Here is a 16053-nt window from a genome sequence, read left to right on the forward strand (position 1 = left end):
CCGTTGCGACGGCGGACGGCGCACCTCCCGCGGGAAGGTGCGCCGTCCGCCGTCGTGCTGTCCGGGCCGGTCCGCTGCCGCCGCGTCGGCCCGCTGCTCTCCGGCTCAGTCCGTCACCGGCACCGCTCGGTCATTGGCATAGCTAACCCCCAGCTGGGCGCGGACCCCGTCGAAGAGCCGCATGGTGTCCACGGTGTCCGCCCAGGGCATGGTGGGGCTCTGCAGCAGGCCGGACTGGACGCAGCGGGTGACTTCGCGCAGCTCGAAAACGTAGCCGCGGCCGACGCTCGGGAAGGTTTCCACCCGCGGCTGGCCCAAATGAGGTTGGACCGCCAGCTCGGTGGGGTTATGCAGCGGCGCGTTGCTGCGGAGCCACCCGCCAGTGCAGGCGACGGTGGCCGTGCGCGGCGAGGCGGCCTGCAACGAACACGCCAGCTGCGCCTGGGCACCCGAACCGTAGCTGAGCGTCATGGCGTTCTGGGCGTCGACGCCGTCGTCGTTGACCTGCCCGGAGGCGGCCACCGTCTGCGGGAAGCCCAGGGTGCCCAGCGCCCAGGTCAGCGGATAGACCGCCAGATCCAGCAGCGCTCCGCCGCCTGCTGCCGGATTCCACAACCGGGCAGCCGGGTCGTAGACCGCCGGGAATCCAAGGTCGGCCTGCAGCCAGCGGACCTCGCCGAGTTCGCCGGACGCGAGGATGTCCCAGACGCGGTTGATGATCGGCAAGAAGCGCGTCCAGACCGCCTCCATCAGGAACAGTCCCCGCGCGGCCGCCAGTTCCGTCAGCTCCAGGGCTTCCCGGGCGTTGATGGTCAGGGACTTTTCGCACAGCACATGCTTGCCGGCCTGCAGCGCCCGTCCCGCGATCTCGAAATGCTGGCCGTGCGGAGTGGCCACGTAGACCACGTCCACGTCCGGGTCGGCGAAAAGCTGGTCGTAGCCCTTGCCGGCATCGCCGTCGAAATAGGCAGTGGCGAAGCCGAAACGCCGTTGGAAGGCCACCGCGTTGGCCTGGTGGCGGGAACTGACCGCTTGCAGCACGGCATCCTCCAGCCGGGCGATGTCCTCGGTAACCCGGGTGGCGATGGTCCCGGTGGCGACCACGCCCCAGCGCAGTTTCCGGCCGGTGGCTGCGCGCGGATCCGGGGCGCCGGGCCGGGCGCAGGGCGGGGTAACGATCCGGGGCGGTTGTCCCATGGCTCCATCTTGGCGGCCGGCGGCCGGGACGTCCATGGGCACCGATTGCCCTTTGTCCCGTCCTGCCGCGCGTGTCCCTGCCCTACCGATGTGGACCTATCGATGGTACAAAGTAAGCAGGCTCAGTAATTTCGCCACAACGAGGAGGAGCCCGCACCATGGATACAGGCATGATCGTCGGAATCATCATCGCGATAGTTGTACTCCTGATCATCATCGGAGTCATTGTCTTCTTTGCGCAGAAGCGGAACACCAAGCGGAAGTTCGAGAAGCAGGAAGAGAACCGCAGGGAGGCAGCGGAGTTGCGGCAGGGAGCGCAGGTGTCCTCAGTCGAGGCGCGGGAGCGCCAGGCGGACGCCACCCAGGCGCAGGCCGAGGCCCAGCGGGCGGACGTCGAAGCCGAGCGTGCCAAGATTGAAGCCGACCGCCTGCGCCAGGCTGCCGAGCAGCGGCAGGCGGACGCCCAGGGCATCCAGCAGGAGAGCGACGAGAAGCTGCGCCGCGCCGATGACCTGGACCCGGACGTCAACACCAAGGACCGGGACTCCCGGAAAGACCGCAAGCACGACGGCGGCGCCCACCGCGGCGACGCCGACCCCGACCGCGGTGTAGACGCGGCCGCGGGGTACGGCGACGACGGCGGCCGGCATGTCGATGACGCGCGCAACGACGGCGCCCGGGCTGCCGACGACACCCGCCGCGGCGAGGGCGGCAGCCACAACATCTAGGCCCGATCACAAGAACACCTGGCGCCTGCTTCCCCCGGGGAGGCAGGCGCCAGGTGTTGTTGGGGGAGCCGCTCAGCCCTTGACGGAACCGCTCATCAGGCCGCCGACGAAGTACTTGCCCAGGATGATGTAGACCAGCAGGGTGGGCAGCGAGGCGATCAGCGCGCCGGCCATCGACGCGGCGTAGTCGGTCAGCTGTCCGCCGGCCAGGAAGCTCAGCGCGATGGTGACCGGGCCGTTGGAGCCGGAGGAGAAGAACGCCGCGAACAGGTAGTCGTTCCAGGCGGAGGTGAACTGCCAGATGAGCACCACCACGAAGCCCGGGGCGGAGACCGGCAGGATCACCGAGGCGTAGGTGCGCAGCAGCCCGGCTCCGTCCATGCGCGCCGCTTCGATCAGCTCGGCCGGCACGGATTCGTAGTAGTTGCGGAAGATCAGGGTGCAGATCGGCAGGCCGTAAACGATGTGCAGCACCAGCAGCGAGGGGATGCCGTTGGGCACTCCGAGACCCTGCATCAGCTGGGTCAGCGGGATCATCACGGCCTGGTACGGGATGAACATGCCGAACAGGATGAGGGTGAAGACCACGTTGGCGTAGGGGAAGCGCCAGCGGGAGAGCACGAACCCGTTCATCGATCCGAGCAGGGCCGAGATGATCGAGGCGGGGATGACCATGGCGAAGGTGCGGCCCAACGCCGGGCCCAGGGTGTCCCAGGCCTTGGCCCATCCCGCGGTTTCCCACGTCGTCGGGAAGAGCCACGCGGTGGAGGGATCGGCGTCGGACGGCCCCTTGAAACTGGTAATGAACAGGACGTAGGCCGGAATCAGCACCACAAACACGAACAGCAGCAGGATGGAGTACTTGAGCGTCCGGTTCATCCTCTGCCGGCCGGTGCGGGGAGCCGCAGGCCGGGGCCGGGCAACCTCGACGGGCGGCGGGACGGTTGCAGTGGCCATCAGCGCTTCTCCTGCCGCGAGGTGTAGACGAGGTACGGGACGACCACCAGCGCGACCAGCACCAGCATGATGGTGCCGATGGCGGCCGAGTCGGCGTAGTCGCTGCCGATGTACTTGACCCACATCATGGTGGCCGGGACCTGGATGTCGTAGGTATTGGCGTCGGGAACGATCGCCCGGATCAGGTCGAACAGCTTCAAGGACATGTGGCCGATGATGATGACAGCCGAGAGCATCACCGGGCTCAGCTGCGGAAAGATCACGTGACGGTAGAGCTTCCACTCGCTGCAGCCGTCGATCCGCGCCGCCTCGCGCAGTTCTTCCGGGATGCCGCGGAATCCGGCCAGGAACAGGGCCATCACGTAGCCGGAGAGCTGCCAGATGGCCGGCACGGCGATGGCGGCAATGCCCCAGTTGGGATCGGACCACCAGCTGTTCTGCAGGAAGCCGAGCCCCGTGCTGTCCAGCAGCCGGTTCAGGCCTGTGGCACGCTCACCGCCGGGCTCGCTGGTCTGCAGGCTTGACAGGAGCCAGCGCCAGACCACGCCCGAGGCGATGAAGGACACCGCCATCGGGAAGAGGTAGACCGAGCGGAACAGCCCCTCGCCGGCGCCGGGCCGCTCCAGGATCCAGGCCCAGAGGAAGCCGAAGATCAGCGTGCCGGCCAGGAACACCACCGTCAGCAGGAGCAGGTTGCGCAGTGCGTGCTGGAAATCTGCGTCCCCGAACAGCCGGAGGTAGTTCTCCAGGCCGACGAATTCCGACGACGGCCGGGCCGTGTGCTGGTTGGTCATCGAGATGCGGACGTTTTCCGCGATCAACGCGTAGACGAAGACCGCCAGCAGGATGAGGGTAGGGGCGATCAGGGCCAGCCCCGGTCCCCAGGTCTTCACTTTCTTGAACATGGACTTCTCCTAGTGCCGCCGTACACGCCGGTGTGACATGGAAGGGCGGGCGCGGTGGTGGTGCCGCGCCCGCCCTTCCGGGGCGTCCTGGCTTACTGCCCGAACTTCTCGGCGATGGACGCCAAGGATTCCTGCAGGGCAGCCACGTCCTGCGGGCCGCCGAACTTGCTGACGGCGGTGCTCAGCTCGTTCAGCCAGGCCACCGGCACGGCGGCGCCGTGGGCCAGCGAGGACACGATGGTGTCGGACGAGAAGTCCTCGATGGCGCTCTGCTGGTATTCGCCGAACTCGTCGGACGGCACGTCGGTGCGGGCCGGGATGGAGCCCTTCGCCGCGTTGAATGCCTGCTGGCCCTCAACGCTGGAGATGGTGGTCAGCCAGGCCTCGGAACCGGCCGGGTTGGGAGCACCCTTGGGCAGTGTGAACGAATCGGCCAGGAAGTCGAAGACGCCGTCGGTGCCCGGGGTGGGGAAGTAGACGTAGTCCTCACCGGGCTTCTTGCCGTCCTGCGCGAACTTGGCTTCGGCCCAGTCGCCCATCACGTTGTAGGCGGCGGCGCCGTCCTCCACCAGCTGGGTGGCCGGACCCCAGTCGCTGAGCGTGTCCCGGTCGGAGTTGGTGTAGTCGAGGGTCTTCTTGTAGTTCTCGATGGCCTCGGTCACGTCGGGGCCGGACCAGTCGGTGGTGCCGTCCCAGAGCCCGTTGTAGCCCTCGGCGCCAAGGGTGGCGAGCAGGATGTTCTCGAACAGCTGGACCTGGGTCCAGGTTCCGGCCACGGCCAGCGGGGTCTTCCCCGCCTCCTTGATCTTGTCCATGTCCGCGAACCAGGCGTCGAGATCGGCCGGCGGGCTGTTCGGATCCAGGCCGGCGTCCTTCAACACGTCCACGTTGGCCCACACCACGTTGGCCCGGTGGATATTCGACGGCACGGAGTAGATCTTGCCCTCGACGGTCAGCCGGTCCAGCAGGTCCTGGGGGAACGCCTCGTTGAGCTGCGCGTCCTCGTAGAAGGAGGTCAGGTCCTCGAGCTGGTCGGCGGCGATGTAGTCCTGCAGCTCGGCTCCGGCATGCGCCTGGAACGAGTCCGGCGGATTGCCCGACTTCAGGTTGGCCGCCAGCACGCTCTTCGCCTGGCTGCCCGCGCCGCCGGCGACGGCAAGGTTGTCGAACTTCAGCTCCGGATACTGTTCGGTGAAGATTTCCACCAGCGCATCCAGCCCGACCTTCTCGGAACCGTCCGCCCACCAGGTGAAGACTCCTACCGACCCCGACGCTTCCTCAGGGTTGGCTTCGTCCACCGCGCTTCCGCCGCCGCACGCGGACAGGAGCAAACCCGCGGCCGCAACGCCGGCGAGCAAAGATTTGCGTCGCATAAACGCCTCCATCAATCAGCAGTCATGGCCACGGGGTCGGCAAGACCCGCACACGGATGTGTGGCTTAGTACCGAAGTTAACTCCGTCACACACCTTGTCGTCAAGAGTTGAACGCAAAGACGACCCCGGGAAGGTCCCGTCCGTGCTTAGGCGACGAGGAGCTCGGCCTGTTGAAGCACCAGCGTCGCGGCGCCCAACGCCTCGGCGCGGCTGCCCAAGGTGGACATCGCCAACTCCGTGGATTCTCCGACGACCGGAACCGCGTGGCGCAGCAGCCCGCGCCGTATCGGGTCCAGCAGGATGCTGCCGAGGCCCGTCAGAGAACCGCCAACCACGATGACCTCGGGATTGAGCAGGTTGCAGACGTTGGCGAGGGCGCGTCCCACGGCCAGGCCCGCATCATCGATCACGCGCAGGACGGCCGGGTCGCCCTCCAGTGCGATCCGGACGATGTCCTCGGTGCCGATGGGCTCGCCGCGGCCGCGGCTGAGCAGATCGATCATGGTGGAGGTGGAGGCCACCGTCTCCAGGCACCCGCGGTTGCCGCACCGGCAGATGATGCCGTGTTCGGCGACCGTGGCATGGCCTACCTCGCCCGTGACGCCGACATGGCCGTAATAGAGCTTGCCGTTGAGGACCAGGCCGGCCCCGATCCCGGATCCGATCTTCAGGAAGACAAGGTTCTGCGCGTGCTGGTAGGGGCCCCAGCTGACTTGGGCGAGGGCGCCCAGATTTGCGTCGTTGTCCACGAAGACGTCGGTGCCGAACCTCTCCCGCAGGCGGGCCAGCAGGTTGATGCCCACCCATTCGGGCAGGATGGCACCGTGGATCACGGTGCCGGTCCTCCGGTCGATCGGGCCCGGTATGCCTGCGCCCACCCCGATCACGGCCCGGGGGGAAACGGAGTTTTCATCCAACAGCCGCTGCGCCAGCCGGGCGGCGGTGTCGATGCCCTGCTCGGCCCCGTGGCCGAGCGGCAATTCGACGGCGCCTTCGGCGAGCACCTGGTGGTCGAGGCTGACCAGCACCACGTGCACGTGCCGGCGGCCGAAATCCACTCCGACGGCAACCGCGCCACGGCCGTCGAGCAGGACCGACAGGGCGCGGCGGCCGGAACTCGTGGTGGGCGCGGTGCTGACAAGTCCGTCGTCGGCCATCGCCTTGACGATGTTGGAGACCGTGGCGGTGGACAGCCCCGTTTGCCGGGACAGTTCGGCCTGGGTAAGCGGGCCGCGTGACATCAGCGCCTGCAGGACCCGTTGGCTGTTCCGCCGCCGCAGGGCGCTTTGGGACCCCGGCCGGAGCTGGGGTGTGCGCGGCACCGGAGGCTGCGGGGCCTCGAGGGTGGACGGGTGATCGGCTCGCATACAGAAAAGCGTGCGGCAGTGCCGCCTTGTAGTCAAGAAGTTAACGCAACTGCCTCGGCGCGGCCCGTGTGCGGCCGAACCTTGCCACCGATCCGGCCGGCTTTTCCCGAGCGTAGACTGGCCGCAAAGCGCGGAGGCGAATGACATGGAAGACCTCAGGCTCACTGTCAACGATCTGGAACGCAACGCACGGCTTCCCGCCGGCGACGACGAACGGTTCTTCGGTTACGTCGTGTCGGGGCTGACCTTCTCCTCCGGCCATGTGCTGGGGCTGCGGCGGTTTCCTGTCACCTCGGTCGGCCCCGGCTACACCTCCGTGTGGCTGCGTGACCCCGCCGAAAACTGGAGCATCTTCACCACGGTGCCGGCGGAAAAATCCTGTCCCCGGTATTTCGGCAGCGGACTGCGGCACACCTCGGTGCACGCCATCGCGGTTGATTGGACCGGGCCGCGCGGTTTCACCGTGTCCATCCCGGACATCGACTTCTCTTGGGACGCAACCGTCTCGGACACTCCGGTCACCCGGCTCATGTCCGGAATGACGGCCAAGACGCCGGACCGGCTGTGGCAGAGTGGCCCCTTCCTGGCCGCCATGGGCGTCATGTCAGGCCCGGCACTGCGGCTGGGGCGGATGCGGCTGGCGGGGACCGCCCCGAACCGGCAGCGGTTCCGCGCCGCCCCGCGCCGGCTGTGGTTCATTGACAACAGCAGTGCACGGCTGGGGGCAACGGACTTCGGGCCGCCGGGACCGCTTCCCGAGCAGGCCAGGCTGGGCGGCTTCTGGGTCCCGCAGCGCGGTACGTTCATGATCGGCACGGCCGCCTTTGAGACCCTCGATCCGGCCAGGCACCTGCAGCAATCCACGGCCTGACCGGGCTCTCGGCGGCTATGCCTCCGCGGCGTCGTCGATCGCGTCGCGGTGCAAGGCGGCGATTTCCACGTAGCGGGCGGCGTTGTCCAGCACCGACTGGTACTCGTCCTCGCTGAGTTCGCGGCGGACCTTGGCCGGGACACCCGCGACGAGCGAACGCGGGGGAATCTGTGTGCCCTCCAGCACGACGGCGCCGGCTGCCACCAGCGAACCCTCACCGACCACCGCACCGTTCATGACCGTGGCGCTCATGCCGATCAGGCAGTTGTCCTCGACCGTGCAGCCGTGAATCACGGCGGCGTGGCCGACGCTGACGCCGGCGCCGACGGTGCAGGGGAAACCGGGGTCCGCGTGCAGGACCACGTTGTCCTGCAGGTTGCTGCGCTCGCCGACGCGGATGGGAGCGGTGTCGCCGCGGACGCTGACGCCGTAGAAGGCGCTGGAGTCGGCTGCCAGCGCCACGTCGCCGCTGAGCGTCGCCGTGGGGGCGACGAAGGCGGACGGATCGACGGCCGGCAGCATGCCGGAGATGGTGATGATGTGGGCCATCCCATCAGCCTAGCGACACCGGACCCGCCGCAGGAGCTTCGTGACGGACCTTCCGTGCCGCGGAGCCTGCCGGTTACGGCTTGGTCAGGATAAAGAACTGATAGTGCCGGTCGGACTCCGGCCGCTCCCAGGTGGTGAAACCGGAGATCAGGCCGTGCTCCCCGAAGAGCCGCCGGACGGTTGCGTCGCTGCGGCGGCTGTAGAAGCGGCGCGGTTCGAAGTCGTCGTCGGCAACGATGCCCTCCTCGTCGTCGCCGGACCAGAGCCCGACCGCCAGCGGAGCGCCCGAGGCCAACACCCGCATGGTTTCGGCGAGAACATCCGGCAGGTCCTGGTCGGGGATGTGCAACAGCGTGCTCATGGTCCAACCGGCGGAGAACGTTCCCCCCGCGAACGGCAACTCCCGGGCCGAGCCGACCACCGCCTCCAGGTGCTTCGTCCGGGCCAGCCGGACGTTCTGCTCGGACAAATCCACGCCGGTGTAATGGATTCCCGCCGCCTTGAACGCGAGCCCGTCCGTGCCGGTGCCGCAGCCGATCTCCAACACGCTGTGCCGCCGGGCTGCGACCAGGGAGGCAATGAATTCCTGCCGGGCTGCGTCCCTGCGGGGATCCCTCCAGCGCCGGTCGCGCTCGGGCGCCTGCTGGTCGTAGAACGCCCTCAGTTCAGGCTCATGGTTGCCCATCCGATGAGAGTACGCCCTGCGCCGGGCCGGGCACAGGGGCGGACACCGCCGTCGTAAATGGACCACTGAGCGGGCCCCGACGAGAGGAGCCCGGCGCGTGGACGCCGGCGTCGAACTAGTTAAAAACGACGGTGCGGGTGCCGTCGAGGAGCACGCGGTGTTCGGCGTGCCACTGCACGGCGCGGGCCAGGGTGCGCGCCTCGCCGTCCCGGCCCAAGGCCACGAACTGTTCGGCGGTGTGGGCGTGGCGGACCGGAATGACTTCCTGGTCGATGATCGGGCCCTCGTCCAGGTCCCCGGTGACGTAGTGCGCCGTGGCGCCAATCAGCTTCACGCCGCGGGCGTGCGCCTGGTGGTACGGCCTGGCGCCCTTGAAGCTGGGCAGGAACGAGTGGTGGATGTTGATGGCCTTGCCGGCCAGTTCGGTGCAGAGCTCGTTGCTGAGCACCTGCATGTAGCGGGCCAGCACCACCAGTTCCACGTCGTGTTGCTCGGCCAGGTCCCGCAGGGCCTGCTCGGCCTGCGGCTTGGTGTCCGGTGTGACGGGAATGTGGTGGAAGGGGATGCCGTAGAACGCGGCGAGCTCGGCCAGGTCCTGATGGTTGGAGACGATGGCGGGGATCTCGATCGGCAACGTGCCCGAGCGCTGCAGGAACAGCAGGTGGTTCAGGCAGTGCGCCGACTTGGACGCCATCACCAGCGTGCGCATCTTCACGCCGTCGCGGCGCAGCTTCCAGTCCATGCCGAACTCCTGCGCGACCGGCTGCAGCCGGTCATGGAGTTCTGTGTAGGAGAGGTCCGTGGCCACAGCCACCCGCATGAAGAACCGGCCCGACTGCGGGCTGCCGTACTGCTGCGAGTCGGTGATGTTTCCGCCGGCCCCGGCCAGGGCGCCGGCGACGGCATGCACGATGCCGGGGCGGTCCGGGCAGGAGAGGATCAGGGTGTAGGCGGTGGCGGCGGGGGCTTCAGTCACGCATCCTAGGCTACCGGCTGCGCTTCGGCTTCCGCGGCAAGGTACCTGCCCGCGGCCACGGCAGCCGCCCGGCCGGCGCGGGTGGCCCCGACCGTGGACGCGGATGCGCCGTATCCCACCAAGAACAGCCGCGGCTCCTTCACCACCGAGACGCCGTCGTCGCCCATCCTGATCCCGCCGCCCGGTTCACGCAGCCGAAGCGGCGCCAGGTGGTCCAGTGACGGCCGGAATCCGGTGGCCCAGAGGATGACGTCCACGTCTTCGGCCGAGCCGTCGGCGAATTCGACGCCGTGCTCAGTGATGCGGGCCAGCTTTCCGCGCGAGACGAGCACGCCGTCGTCGATGCCCTTCCGGTACGTCTCGGTCAGCGGCAGCCCCGTGGCGGCAACCACGCTCAGGGTCGGCAGGCCCGCGCGCGTGCGCTCGCCGACCCGGCGTTCCACGTCGACACCCCATTCCATGTCGAACGGGGCCGCGGTGAAGTCGGGGTCGCGGCGGGTGGACCAGAGCGTGTCCGCGCCGGCCGCGTCCAGTTGGAGCAGGAACTGCAGCGCGGACGTCCCGCCGCCGACCACCAGCACCCGCTGCCCGCGGAACTCGTCGGCCGACCAGAAGTTCCGGGTGTGCAACTGGCGGCCGCGGAACGTCTCCCGGCCCGGGTAGTGCGGCCAGTGCGGCTTGTCCCAGGTGCCGGTGCCGCTGATGACGGTCCGCGCCTGCCACTCGCCGCCGGTGGCGCTGCGCACGCGCAGGAAGGCACCGTCGTCGTCCACCGAGGTCACGCGCACGGGGCGGTGCACGGGGAGATTGAACCGCCGCTCGTAGGTGCCGTAATAACGGCGCACGACGGCGGAGGACGGCTCCTGCGGGTCCGGAACCCCGAGGGGCAGGCCGGGGAGGTCGTGCAGGCCGTGCGCCGCGTCGAAGGTCAGCGAGGGCCAGCGGTGGCGCCAGGCGCCGCCGGGGCCGTCGTTGGCGTCGAGGACCACGAAGTCCTGGTCCGGGACCAGGCCGCGGCGGGCCAGTTGGTAGGCGGCGCTCAGCCCGGCCTGGCCCGCGCCGATCACCACCGCCTGCAGCGGCTGTTGCCCGGTGCCGATTGCTTGGTCCGTCACGATGCCCCTCCGATTTGTTGACACTTCAACATCTGTCCGGTGCAACGATGGCCGCCCGCAGGGTATTCCGTGGCGGGCGGGCGGGACGCTGAGGCGGGCGGGGAGCGTGGCGGGCCGGCGGGACGCTGAGGCGGGCGGCGGGGGAGCGTGGCAGGCGGGCCCGAGAGCGCAGCGGGCCGGTGGCCCGGGATCCCATGGCAGACCGGCCCGAGAGTGTGGCGGGCCGGCGGGAAGAGTATCGCGTCCGGATCCATCCGATGGCCGGAAGGCGTTTTCTGCCAATCACGATGGGTCTAGGGTGGCAGCAGCGACGACGGAAGGTCCGGGCCATGACGCATTTGGAACGGGAGAAAACGCTCCGTAATGCAGGGCGCGTGCTGCTGACCGCCGCGCTCCTGGCTGGCCTGGCCGGGTGCACCGGCGAAACCGGCGGGGAGCCGGCCGTGACCGGCGGAGGGGACCCGGCCGCGACCGGCGGGACCACGCAGGCGCCGGGTGATGCAGGAGGACAGCCCGCGGGGGCGCAGCCTGCCGGCGGCATTCCGGAGATCGTGGAGAACGTGCAGCCGTCCGTGGTGACGGTCTTTACCGACAACGGCCTGGGCAGCGGCGTGGTCTATTCCGAAGACGGGCTGATCCTGACCAATGAACATGTGGTCGGCGACAGCACCACCGTCGAGGTTGGCTTCGCCGACGGGCAACGCAGCGCGGGCAAGGTCCTGGCGACGGATGCGGTGTCCGATCTGGCCTTGGTGCGGACCGAGCGCGACGGGCTCCCGGCCGCCGAGTTCAACACGTCGCTGCCGACGATCGGCGAACTTGCCGTGGTGATCGGTTCGCCGCTGGGCTTCGAGAATACTGCCACGGCAGGCATTATCTCCGGCCTGCACCGTTCCATCCCGGGATCCGCCTCGTCGAGCCTGGCGCTGGTGGACCTGATCCAGACCGACGCGCCGATCAGCCCCGGCAACTCGGGCGGCGCCGTCGTCAATGCGCGGAGCCAGGTGGTGGGCATCAGTGAGGCCTACATCCCGCCGGAGGCGGGCGCGGTGTCGCTCGGGTTCGCCATCCCCGCCGCCACCGCCCGGGAAGTGGCCGAGGAACTGCTCGAAGACGGAACCGCCGACCACGCTTTCATGGGCCTGACTCCCGCCAGCATCACGGCGGCGATCGCCGAGCAGCTCGGCGTGCCCCAGGCGGAGGGCGTTTTGGCCCTGTCCGTAGGCGACGGCGGCCCGGCCGACGAGGCGGGAATCCGCGCCGGCGATGTGCTGCTGAGCGTGGACGGCGAGGCGCTGGCGAGCGCCGAAGACCTGCTGGCCGCCATCCGCCAGCACAACCCGGGCGACACGGTCAGCGTGGAAGTGCGCCGCGACGACGAGACCCGAAGCGTGCAGGTTGCGCTCTCGGACCGCCCGGTGCCGTGACCGGCTGCTAGGATTGGCTCGCCGCGACTGGCGTTAGGTGGGACACCACCAGGAAGTGGCAGCAGGGCCGGAAACCGTCGGTTACCGCTCCTGCATATACCGACCTCGGATCGCACGCCTGGGACGTAAGGTCACGTTCGGGCCGGAGTGTGTCCGGGGCAGGTCATGCGTCATGCGTGCGGGTGCCTGCAGCCGGTAATCTGGCCTGTAGCAGTGAGATAAGCCCCACCACCCAGGAGATTCTCCCTTGACTTCTACGCCCTCTGTGACCGATCTGCCGCTGTCCCAGGTGGATCCTGAAATCGCCGCCGTGATCGACGCCGAACTCGGTCGCCAGCGCGACACTCTCGAAATGATCGCCTCCGAAAACTTCGCGCCGCGTTCGGTGCTCGAAGTCCAAGGCTCGGTCCTGACCAACAAATACGCCGAGGGATACCCGGGACGGCGCTACTACGGTGGCTGCGAGCACGTAGACGTCGCCGAAAACCTGGCCATCGAGCGGGCCAAGTCGCTCTTCGGCGCGGAATTCGCCAACGTCCAGCCGCACGCCGGCGCCCAGGCCAACGCGGCCGCCCTCTCCGCCCTGATCCAGCCGGGCGACAAGATGATGGGCCTGTCCCTGGCGCACGGTGGCCACCTCACGCACGGGATGAGGCTGAACTTCTCTGGCAAGCTCTACCAGGTCGCCGCCTACGAGGTTGACCCGAAGACCTTCCGGGTGGACATGGATAAGGTCCGCGAGCAGGCGCTGGCCGAACGTCCGAACGTGCTCGTGGCCGGCTGGTCCGCGTACCCCCGCCAGCTGGACTTTGAGGCCTTCCGTTCCATCGCCGACGAGGTCGGAGCCTACCTCTGGACCGACATGGCACACTTCGCCGGGCTGGTCGCCGCCGGCCTGCATCCGAACCCGGTTCCGCACTCGGACATCGTCACCTCCACGGTCCACAAGACCCTGTCCGGCCCGCGCTCCGGCGTGATCCTGGGCAAGGAATCCTTCGCCAAGAAGGTCAACTCGGCCGTTTTCCCGGGTCAGCAGGGCGGCCCGCTGATGCATGTGGTCGCTGCCAAGGCGGTGGCCTTCAAGATTGCCGCCGGCGAGGAATTCAAGCAGCGCCAGGAACGCGTGCTCGAAGGCGCCCGGATCTTGGCCGAGCGCCTGGCCGCCGCCGACGTGGCCGAGGCCGGCGTGTCCGTGCTGACCGGCGGCACCGACGTCCACCTGGTCCTGGTGGACCTGCGCAATTCCCAGTTGGACGGCAAGCAGGCCGAAGACCTGCTGCACGAGGCTGGCATTACCGTCAACCGCAACGCCGTGCCGTTCGATCCGCGCCCGCCGATGGTTACCTCGGGGCTGCGCATCGGTACGCCGGCGCTGGCCACCCGCGGTTTTGGGGCGGCCGAATTCACCGAGGTCGCAGACATCATTGCCACCGCGCTCAAGGGTGGCGCCGATACTGCCGCCTTGCGGGCCCGCGTGAAGAAGCTTGCCGACGACTTCCCGCTCTACCCCGGCCACGAGGAGTGGTGACATGAACCTCTATACGACCCCGCCGACGGCCCGCGTGCTGGACGGCAAGGCCACCGCGGCGCAAATCAAGAACGAGCTCACGGAACGGGTATCGGCGCTCAAGGCCAGGGGCATCGTGCCCGGCCTGGGGACCGTGCTCGTCGGTGAGGACCCGGGCAGCAAATGGTACGTCGGCGGCAAGCACAAAGACTGCGCCGAAGTGGGCATCGAGTCGATCCGGCGCGACCTGCCCGACTCCGTTTCGCAGGAGGAACTCGAAGCGGTCCTCGATGAGCTCAACGCCGACCCGGCCTGCACCGGTTACATCGTGCAGCTGCCGCTGCCCAAGCACATCGACACCAACCGCATCCTGGAGAAGATCGACCCGGCCAAGGACGCCGACGGCCTGCACCCGATGAACCTGGGCCGGCTGGTGCTCAACGTGGGTGAGCCGCTGGACTCGCCGCTGCCCTGCACCCCGCACGGCTGTGTCGAGCTGCTGCTGCGCCACGACGTCGAGTTGGCCGGCAAACGCGTGCTGGTCGTTGGCCGTGGCGTCACCGTGGGGCGCCCCCTGGGCCTGTTGCTGACCCGCAAGGAGATCAACGCGACGGTGATCCTTGCCCATACCGGAACGATCGACCTGGCGGCGGAACTGCGCGAGGCCGACGTCGTGATTGCCGCTGCCGGGATGCCGCACATGATCAAGGCATCCGACCTCAAGCCCGGCGCCGTCGTGCTGGACGTTGGGGTCAGCCGCGTCGAGGACGAGGACGGCAAGGCCCGGGTGACCGGCGACGTGGAGCCCGAGGCCCGCAACGTGGCCAGCTGGCTCTCGCCCAATCCGGGCGGCGTCGGCCCGATGACGCGTGCCATGCTGCTGGCCAACGTCGTGGGAGCCGCCGAGCGCCAGGCCGGCTGAACCTTGCGCTGAACCTCAAGAGGGCGGTGTCCGGATCCCGGACGCCGCCCTCTGACGTTTCCGGCCGCGCTGCTTGGTACAGCTGGCCTTGTCCGGTAAAGCCGGCGGCCGGGGTTTGGCCTCGCGCGCGGCGGACAGTCAGCGGCGGGCGGGGGTTACCTCGTGCGCGGCCGGAGAATCAGCGGCGGGCTCTTGGGCTCACCGGCCGGGCGCTTGGCCTCCCCACGCGATAGACAGTCAGCGGCGGCCGGACTGAGCAGGAGACCAATCATGAGCGGCTGCCGAAACTGTTACGGCAGCCAATCGTCGGCAGCCCCCGGGGCGGCGGCAACTTTGGCGACAATCGACTGGTGGAAAGTTGCAGCGACACGCCGACGTTCGCTGCAGCTTTCCGCCACTCGATGACCTGTGAACAACTTCCGCACGCCAGGGCGCCGGCTGTAGATAATGTCCGGATGAGTCCAGCACACCGACCGGGACCGGAACAGCACCTGCCACGGCTGAGGCCGCTCCCGCCGCACCTGCAGGCCGCCGCGTTCACGATCGAGGACGGCCTGAAATCGGGGCTGAGCAAGAGCCAGTTGCGCCACCCACGCCTCATCCGCATAAGCCGGGGCATCTGCACGCTCCAGCCGGCCGGCCTCGACCTCGCAGCCCGCGTGCGCCCGTTCACGCGGATCAGCGATTCGAGCGCTGCCTCACATGACACCGCGGCACGCCTTTGGGGCTTTCCCGAACCTGCCGCCGGCTTCGATCGGCGGGTCCACATCTCGCGTCCAAGCGACCGCGCACGGATGCAACGCCCCGGCGTGGCGGGCCACCGATCCCGGCTCGTCCCGGATGAAGTGGCTTGGGTGGATGGACTGTGCCTCACGACGCGCACGCGGACATGGCTGGACCTGGCGGAAACCCTCGATCTGGCTGACTTGGTGGTGATAGCCGACTACCTCCTGCGCATTCCGCGGCCGGACTTCGAAGGGCGCGTGGCTCCATTCGCCACCCGGGAGGATCTCCAGGCCCTGCTGAACCGCCACCCCGGAAAGCGGGGCCTGCGCAAGGCTCGTGCAGCCTTGGCGTTGGCCCGGGTCGGAGCGGACTCTCCGCCCGAGACCAGGCTTCGGCTGGCCATGCTCAGCGCGGGATTGCCGGAACCCGAGGTGAACAAGCCGATCAGGGACGACGACGGCGCTATTCTGCACAGCCCCGACCTGTCGCTGCCTGAATACCGGATCGCCATCGAATACGAGGGCGAAGGCCACGGCCAGGCCGACCAAATCGCGCGGGACATCGAGCGGGCCGAACGGGCCCGGGCAGCAGACTGGGACGAAGTCCGGATCTCCAGGCGGCACATGGCCAACGGCGCAGACCGCGCGATCCGAAAAATCACCGCGGCACTGCAGCGGCGTGGCTGGTCCGCGGAGCAGGCTGCCTGAGCTCACAGCCGGCCCCGCAGCATGTTCTGGTGCAAAAAGA

Annotated in this window: 15 protein-coding genes; 6 read left to right on the top strand and 9 right to left on the bottom strand. The window is 68.7% G+C overall.

The features are described from left to right. Window positions 1–105 precede the first annotated feature (105 nt). Window positions 106–1197, bottom strand: coding sequence for a Gfo/Idh/MocA family protein (locus AC5RUH_RS04370; protein ID WP_494127996.1), 1092 nt, complete (start codon window positions 1195–1197; stop codon window positions 106–108). Window positions 1198–1355: 158 nt separating this feature from the next. On the opposite strand from AC5RUH_RS04370, the gene AC5RUH_RS04375 reads away from it, so the two are divergent. Further along, window positions 1356–1925, top strand: a complete 570-nt coding sequence (locus AC5RUH_RS04375) for a hypothetical protein (protein ID WP_494127997.1) — start codon at window positions 1356–1358, stop codon at window positions 1923–1925. A 72-nt stretch (window positions 1926–1997) separates the two neighbouring features. Here AC5RUH_RS04375 and AC5RUH_RS04380 read toward each other — a convergent pair whose 3' ends face one another. The 4 genes from AC5RUH_RS04380 to AC5RUH_RS04395 all read right to left on the bottom strand — a co-directional run bounded on the left by AC5RUH_RS04380 (window position 1998) and on the right by AC5RUH_RS04395 (window position 6528). Further along, entirely contained in the window at window positions 1998–2882 is an 885-nt protein-coding gene (locus AC5RUH_RS04380) for a carbohydrate ABC transporter permease (protein WP_494014427.1), read from the bottom strand. Beyond that, window positions 2882–3787, bottom strand: coding sequence for a carbohydrate ABC transporter permease (locus tag AC5RUH_RS04385; protein ID WP_494014426.1), 906 nt, complete (start codon window positions 3785–3787; stop codon window positions 2882–2884). The genes AC5RUH_RS04380 and AC5RUH_RS04385 overlap by 1 nt, the downstream gene beginning before the upstream one ends. Window positions 3788–3879: 92 nt before the next feature. Further along, window positions 3880–5160, bottom strand: coding sequence for an ABC transporter substrate-binding protein (locus AC5RUH_RS04390; RefSeq protein WP_494127998.1), 1281 nt, complete (start codon window positions 5158–5160; stop codon window positions 3880–3882). 147 nt (window positions 5161–5307) lie between these two features. Next, entirely contained in the window at window positions 5308–6528 is a 1221-nt protein-coding gene (locus tag AC5RUH_RS04395; RefSeq protein ID WP_494127999.1) for an ROK family transcriptional regulator, read from the bottom strand. A 145-nt stretch (window positions 6529–6673) separates the two neighbouring features. On the opposite strand from AC5RUH_RS04395, the gene AC5RUH_RS04400 reads away from it, so the two are divergent. Further along, complete coding sequence (locus AC5RUH_RS04400; protein WP_494076273.1) at window positions 6674–7399, top strand: hypothetical protein; 726 nt, start codon at window positions 6674–6676, stop codon at window positions 7397–7399. A 15-nt stretch (window positions 7400–7414) separates the two neighbouring features. Here the strand turns inward: AC5RUH_RS04400 and AC5RUH_RS04405 are convergent, their stop codons facing one another. The 4 genes from AC5RUH_RS04405 to AC5RUH_RS04420 all read right to left on the bottom strand — a co-directional run bounded on the left by AC5RUH_RS04405 (window position 7415) and on the right by AC5RUH_RS04420 (window position 10724). Continuing rightward, window positions 7415–7948: a gamma carbonic anhydrase family protein gene (locus AC5RUH_RS04405; protein WP_494076272.1), complete on the bottom strand. Its 534-nt coding sequence runs from the start codon at window positions 7946–7948 to the stop codon at window positions 7415–7417. Between the two features lie 73 nt (window positions 7949–8021). Next, on the bottom strand, window positions 8022–8633 hold the full coding sequence (locus AC5RUH_RS04410) for a class I SAM-dependent methyltransferase (RefSeq protein ID WP_494050201.1): 612 nt from the start codon (window positions 8631–8633) through the stop codon (window positions 8022–8024). 115 nt (window positions 8634–8748) lie between these two features. Further along, entirely contained in the window at window positions 8749–9609 is an 861-nt protein-coding gene (gene purU / locus AC5RUH_RS04415) for a formyltetrahydrofolate deformylase (RefSeq protein ID WP_494128000.1), read from the bottom strand. A gap of 5 nt (window positions 9610–9614) precedes the next feature. Continuing rightward, complete coding sequence (locus AC5RUH_RS04420; RefSeq protein ID WP_494128001.1) at window positions 9615–10724, bottom strand: FAD-dependent oxidoreductase; 1110 nt, start codon at window positions 10722–10724, stop codon at window positions 9615–9617. 329 nt (window positions 10725–11053) lie between these two features. Here AC5RUH_RS04420 and AC5RUH_RS04425 point away from each other — a divergent pair, with 329 nt between their 5' ends. From AC5RUH_RS04425 to AC5RUH_RS04440, 4 genes are all read left to right on the top strand, one after another. Then, the gene (locus tag AC5RUH_RS04425; RefSeq protein WP_494128002.1) at window positions 11054–12151 is read left to right on the top strand and encodes a S1C family serine protease; all 1098 of its coding nucleotides are present in this window, start codon (window positions 11054–11056) and stop codon (window positions 12149–12151) included. 247 nt (window positions 12152–12398) lie between these two features. Further along, entirely contained in the window at window positions 12399–13679 is a 1281-nt protein-coding gene (glyA, locus tag AC5RUH_RS04430; protein WP_494026109.1) for a serine hydroxymethyltransferase, read from the top strand. 1 nt (window position 13680) lies between these two features. After that, window positions 13681–14580, top strand: a complete 900-nt coding sequence (locus AC5RUH_RS04435) for a bifunctional methylenetetrahydrofolate dehydrogenase/methenyltetrahydrofolate cyclohydrolase (protein WP_494128003.1) — start codon at window positions 13681–13683, stop codon at window positions 14578–14580. Between the two features lie 455 nt (window positions 14581–15035). Then, window positions 15036–16013, top strand: a complete 978-nt coding sequence (locus AC5RUH_RS04440) for a putative endonuclease domain-containing protein (RefSeq protein WP_494128004.1) — start codon at window positions 15036–15038, stop codon at window positions 16011–16013. Window positions 16014–16053 lie beyond the last annotated feature (40 nt).

The sequence above is a fragment of the Arthrobacter sp. Y3223166 genome (assembly GCF_059090935.1).

Excerpts from the sequence above, each read along its gene's own strand:
- AC5RUH_RS04405 (WP_494076272.1), bottom strand. The coding sequence starts at position 7,948 with ATGGCCCACATCATCACCATCTCCGGCATGCTGCCGGCCGTCGATCCG.
- AC5RUH_RS04380 (WP_494014427.1), bottom strand. The coding sequence starts at position 2,882 with ATGGCCACTGCAACCGTCCCGCCGCCCGTCGAGGTTGCCCGGCCCCGG.
- AC5RUH_RS04390 (WP_494127998.1), bottom strand. The coding sequence starts at position 5,160 with ATGCGACGCAAATCTTTGCTCGCCGGCGTTGCGGCCGCGGGTTTGCTC.
- AC5RUH_RS04385 (WP_494014426.1), bottom strand. The coding sequence starts at position 3,787 with ATGTTCAAGAAAGTGAAGACCTGGGGACCGGGGCTGGCCCTGATCGCC.
- AC5RUH_RS04400 (WP_494076273.1), top strand. The coding sequence starts at position 6,674 with ATGGAAGACCTCAGGCTCACTGTCAACGATCTGGAACGCAACGCACGG.
- AC5RUH_RS04440 (WP_494128004.1), top strand. The coding sequence starts at position 15,036 with ATGAGTCCAGCACACCGACCGGGACCGGAACAGCACCTGCCACGGCTG.
- AC5RUH_RS04395 (WP_494127999.1), bottom strand. The coding sequence starts at position 6,528 with ATGCGAGCCGATCACCCGTCCACCCTCGAGGCCCCGCAGCCTCCGGTG.
- AC5RUH_RS04375 (WP_494127997.1), top strand. The coding sequence starts at position 1,356 with ATGGATACAGGCATGATCGTCGGAATCATCATCGCGATAGTTGTACTC.
- AC5RUH_RS04410 (WP_494050201.1), bottom strand. The coding sequence starts at position 8,633 with ATGGGCAACCATGAGCCTGAACTGAGGGCGTTCTACGACCAGCAGGCG.
- AC5RUH_RS04370 (WP_494127996.1), bottom strand. The coding sequence starts at position 1,197 with ATGGGACAACCGCCCCGGATCGTTACCCCGCCCTGCGCCCGGCCCGGC.
- AC5RUH_RS04425 (WP_494128002.1), top strand. The coding sequence starts at position 11,054 with ATGACGCATTTGGAACGGGAGAAAACGCTCCGTAATGCAGGGCGCGTG.
- AC5RUH_RS04435 (WP_494128003.1), top strand. The coding sequence starts at position 13,681 with ATGAACCTCTATACGACCCCGCCGACGGCCCGCGTGCTGGACGGCAAG.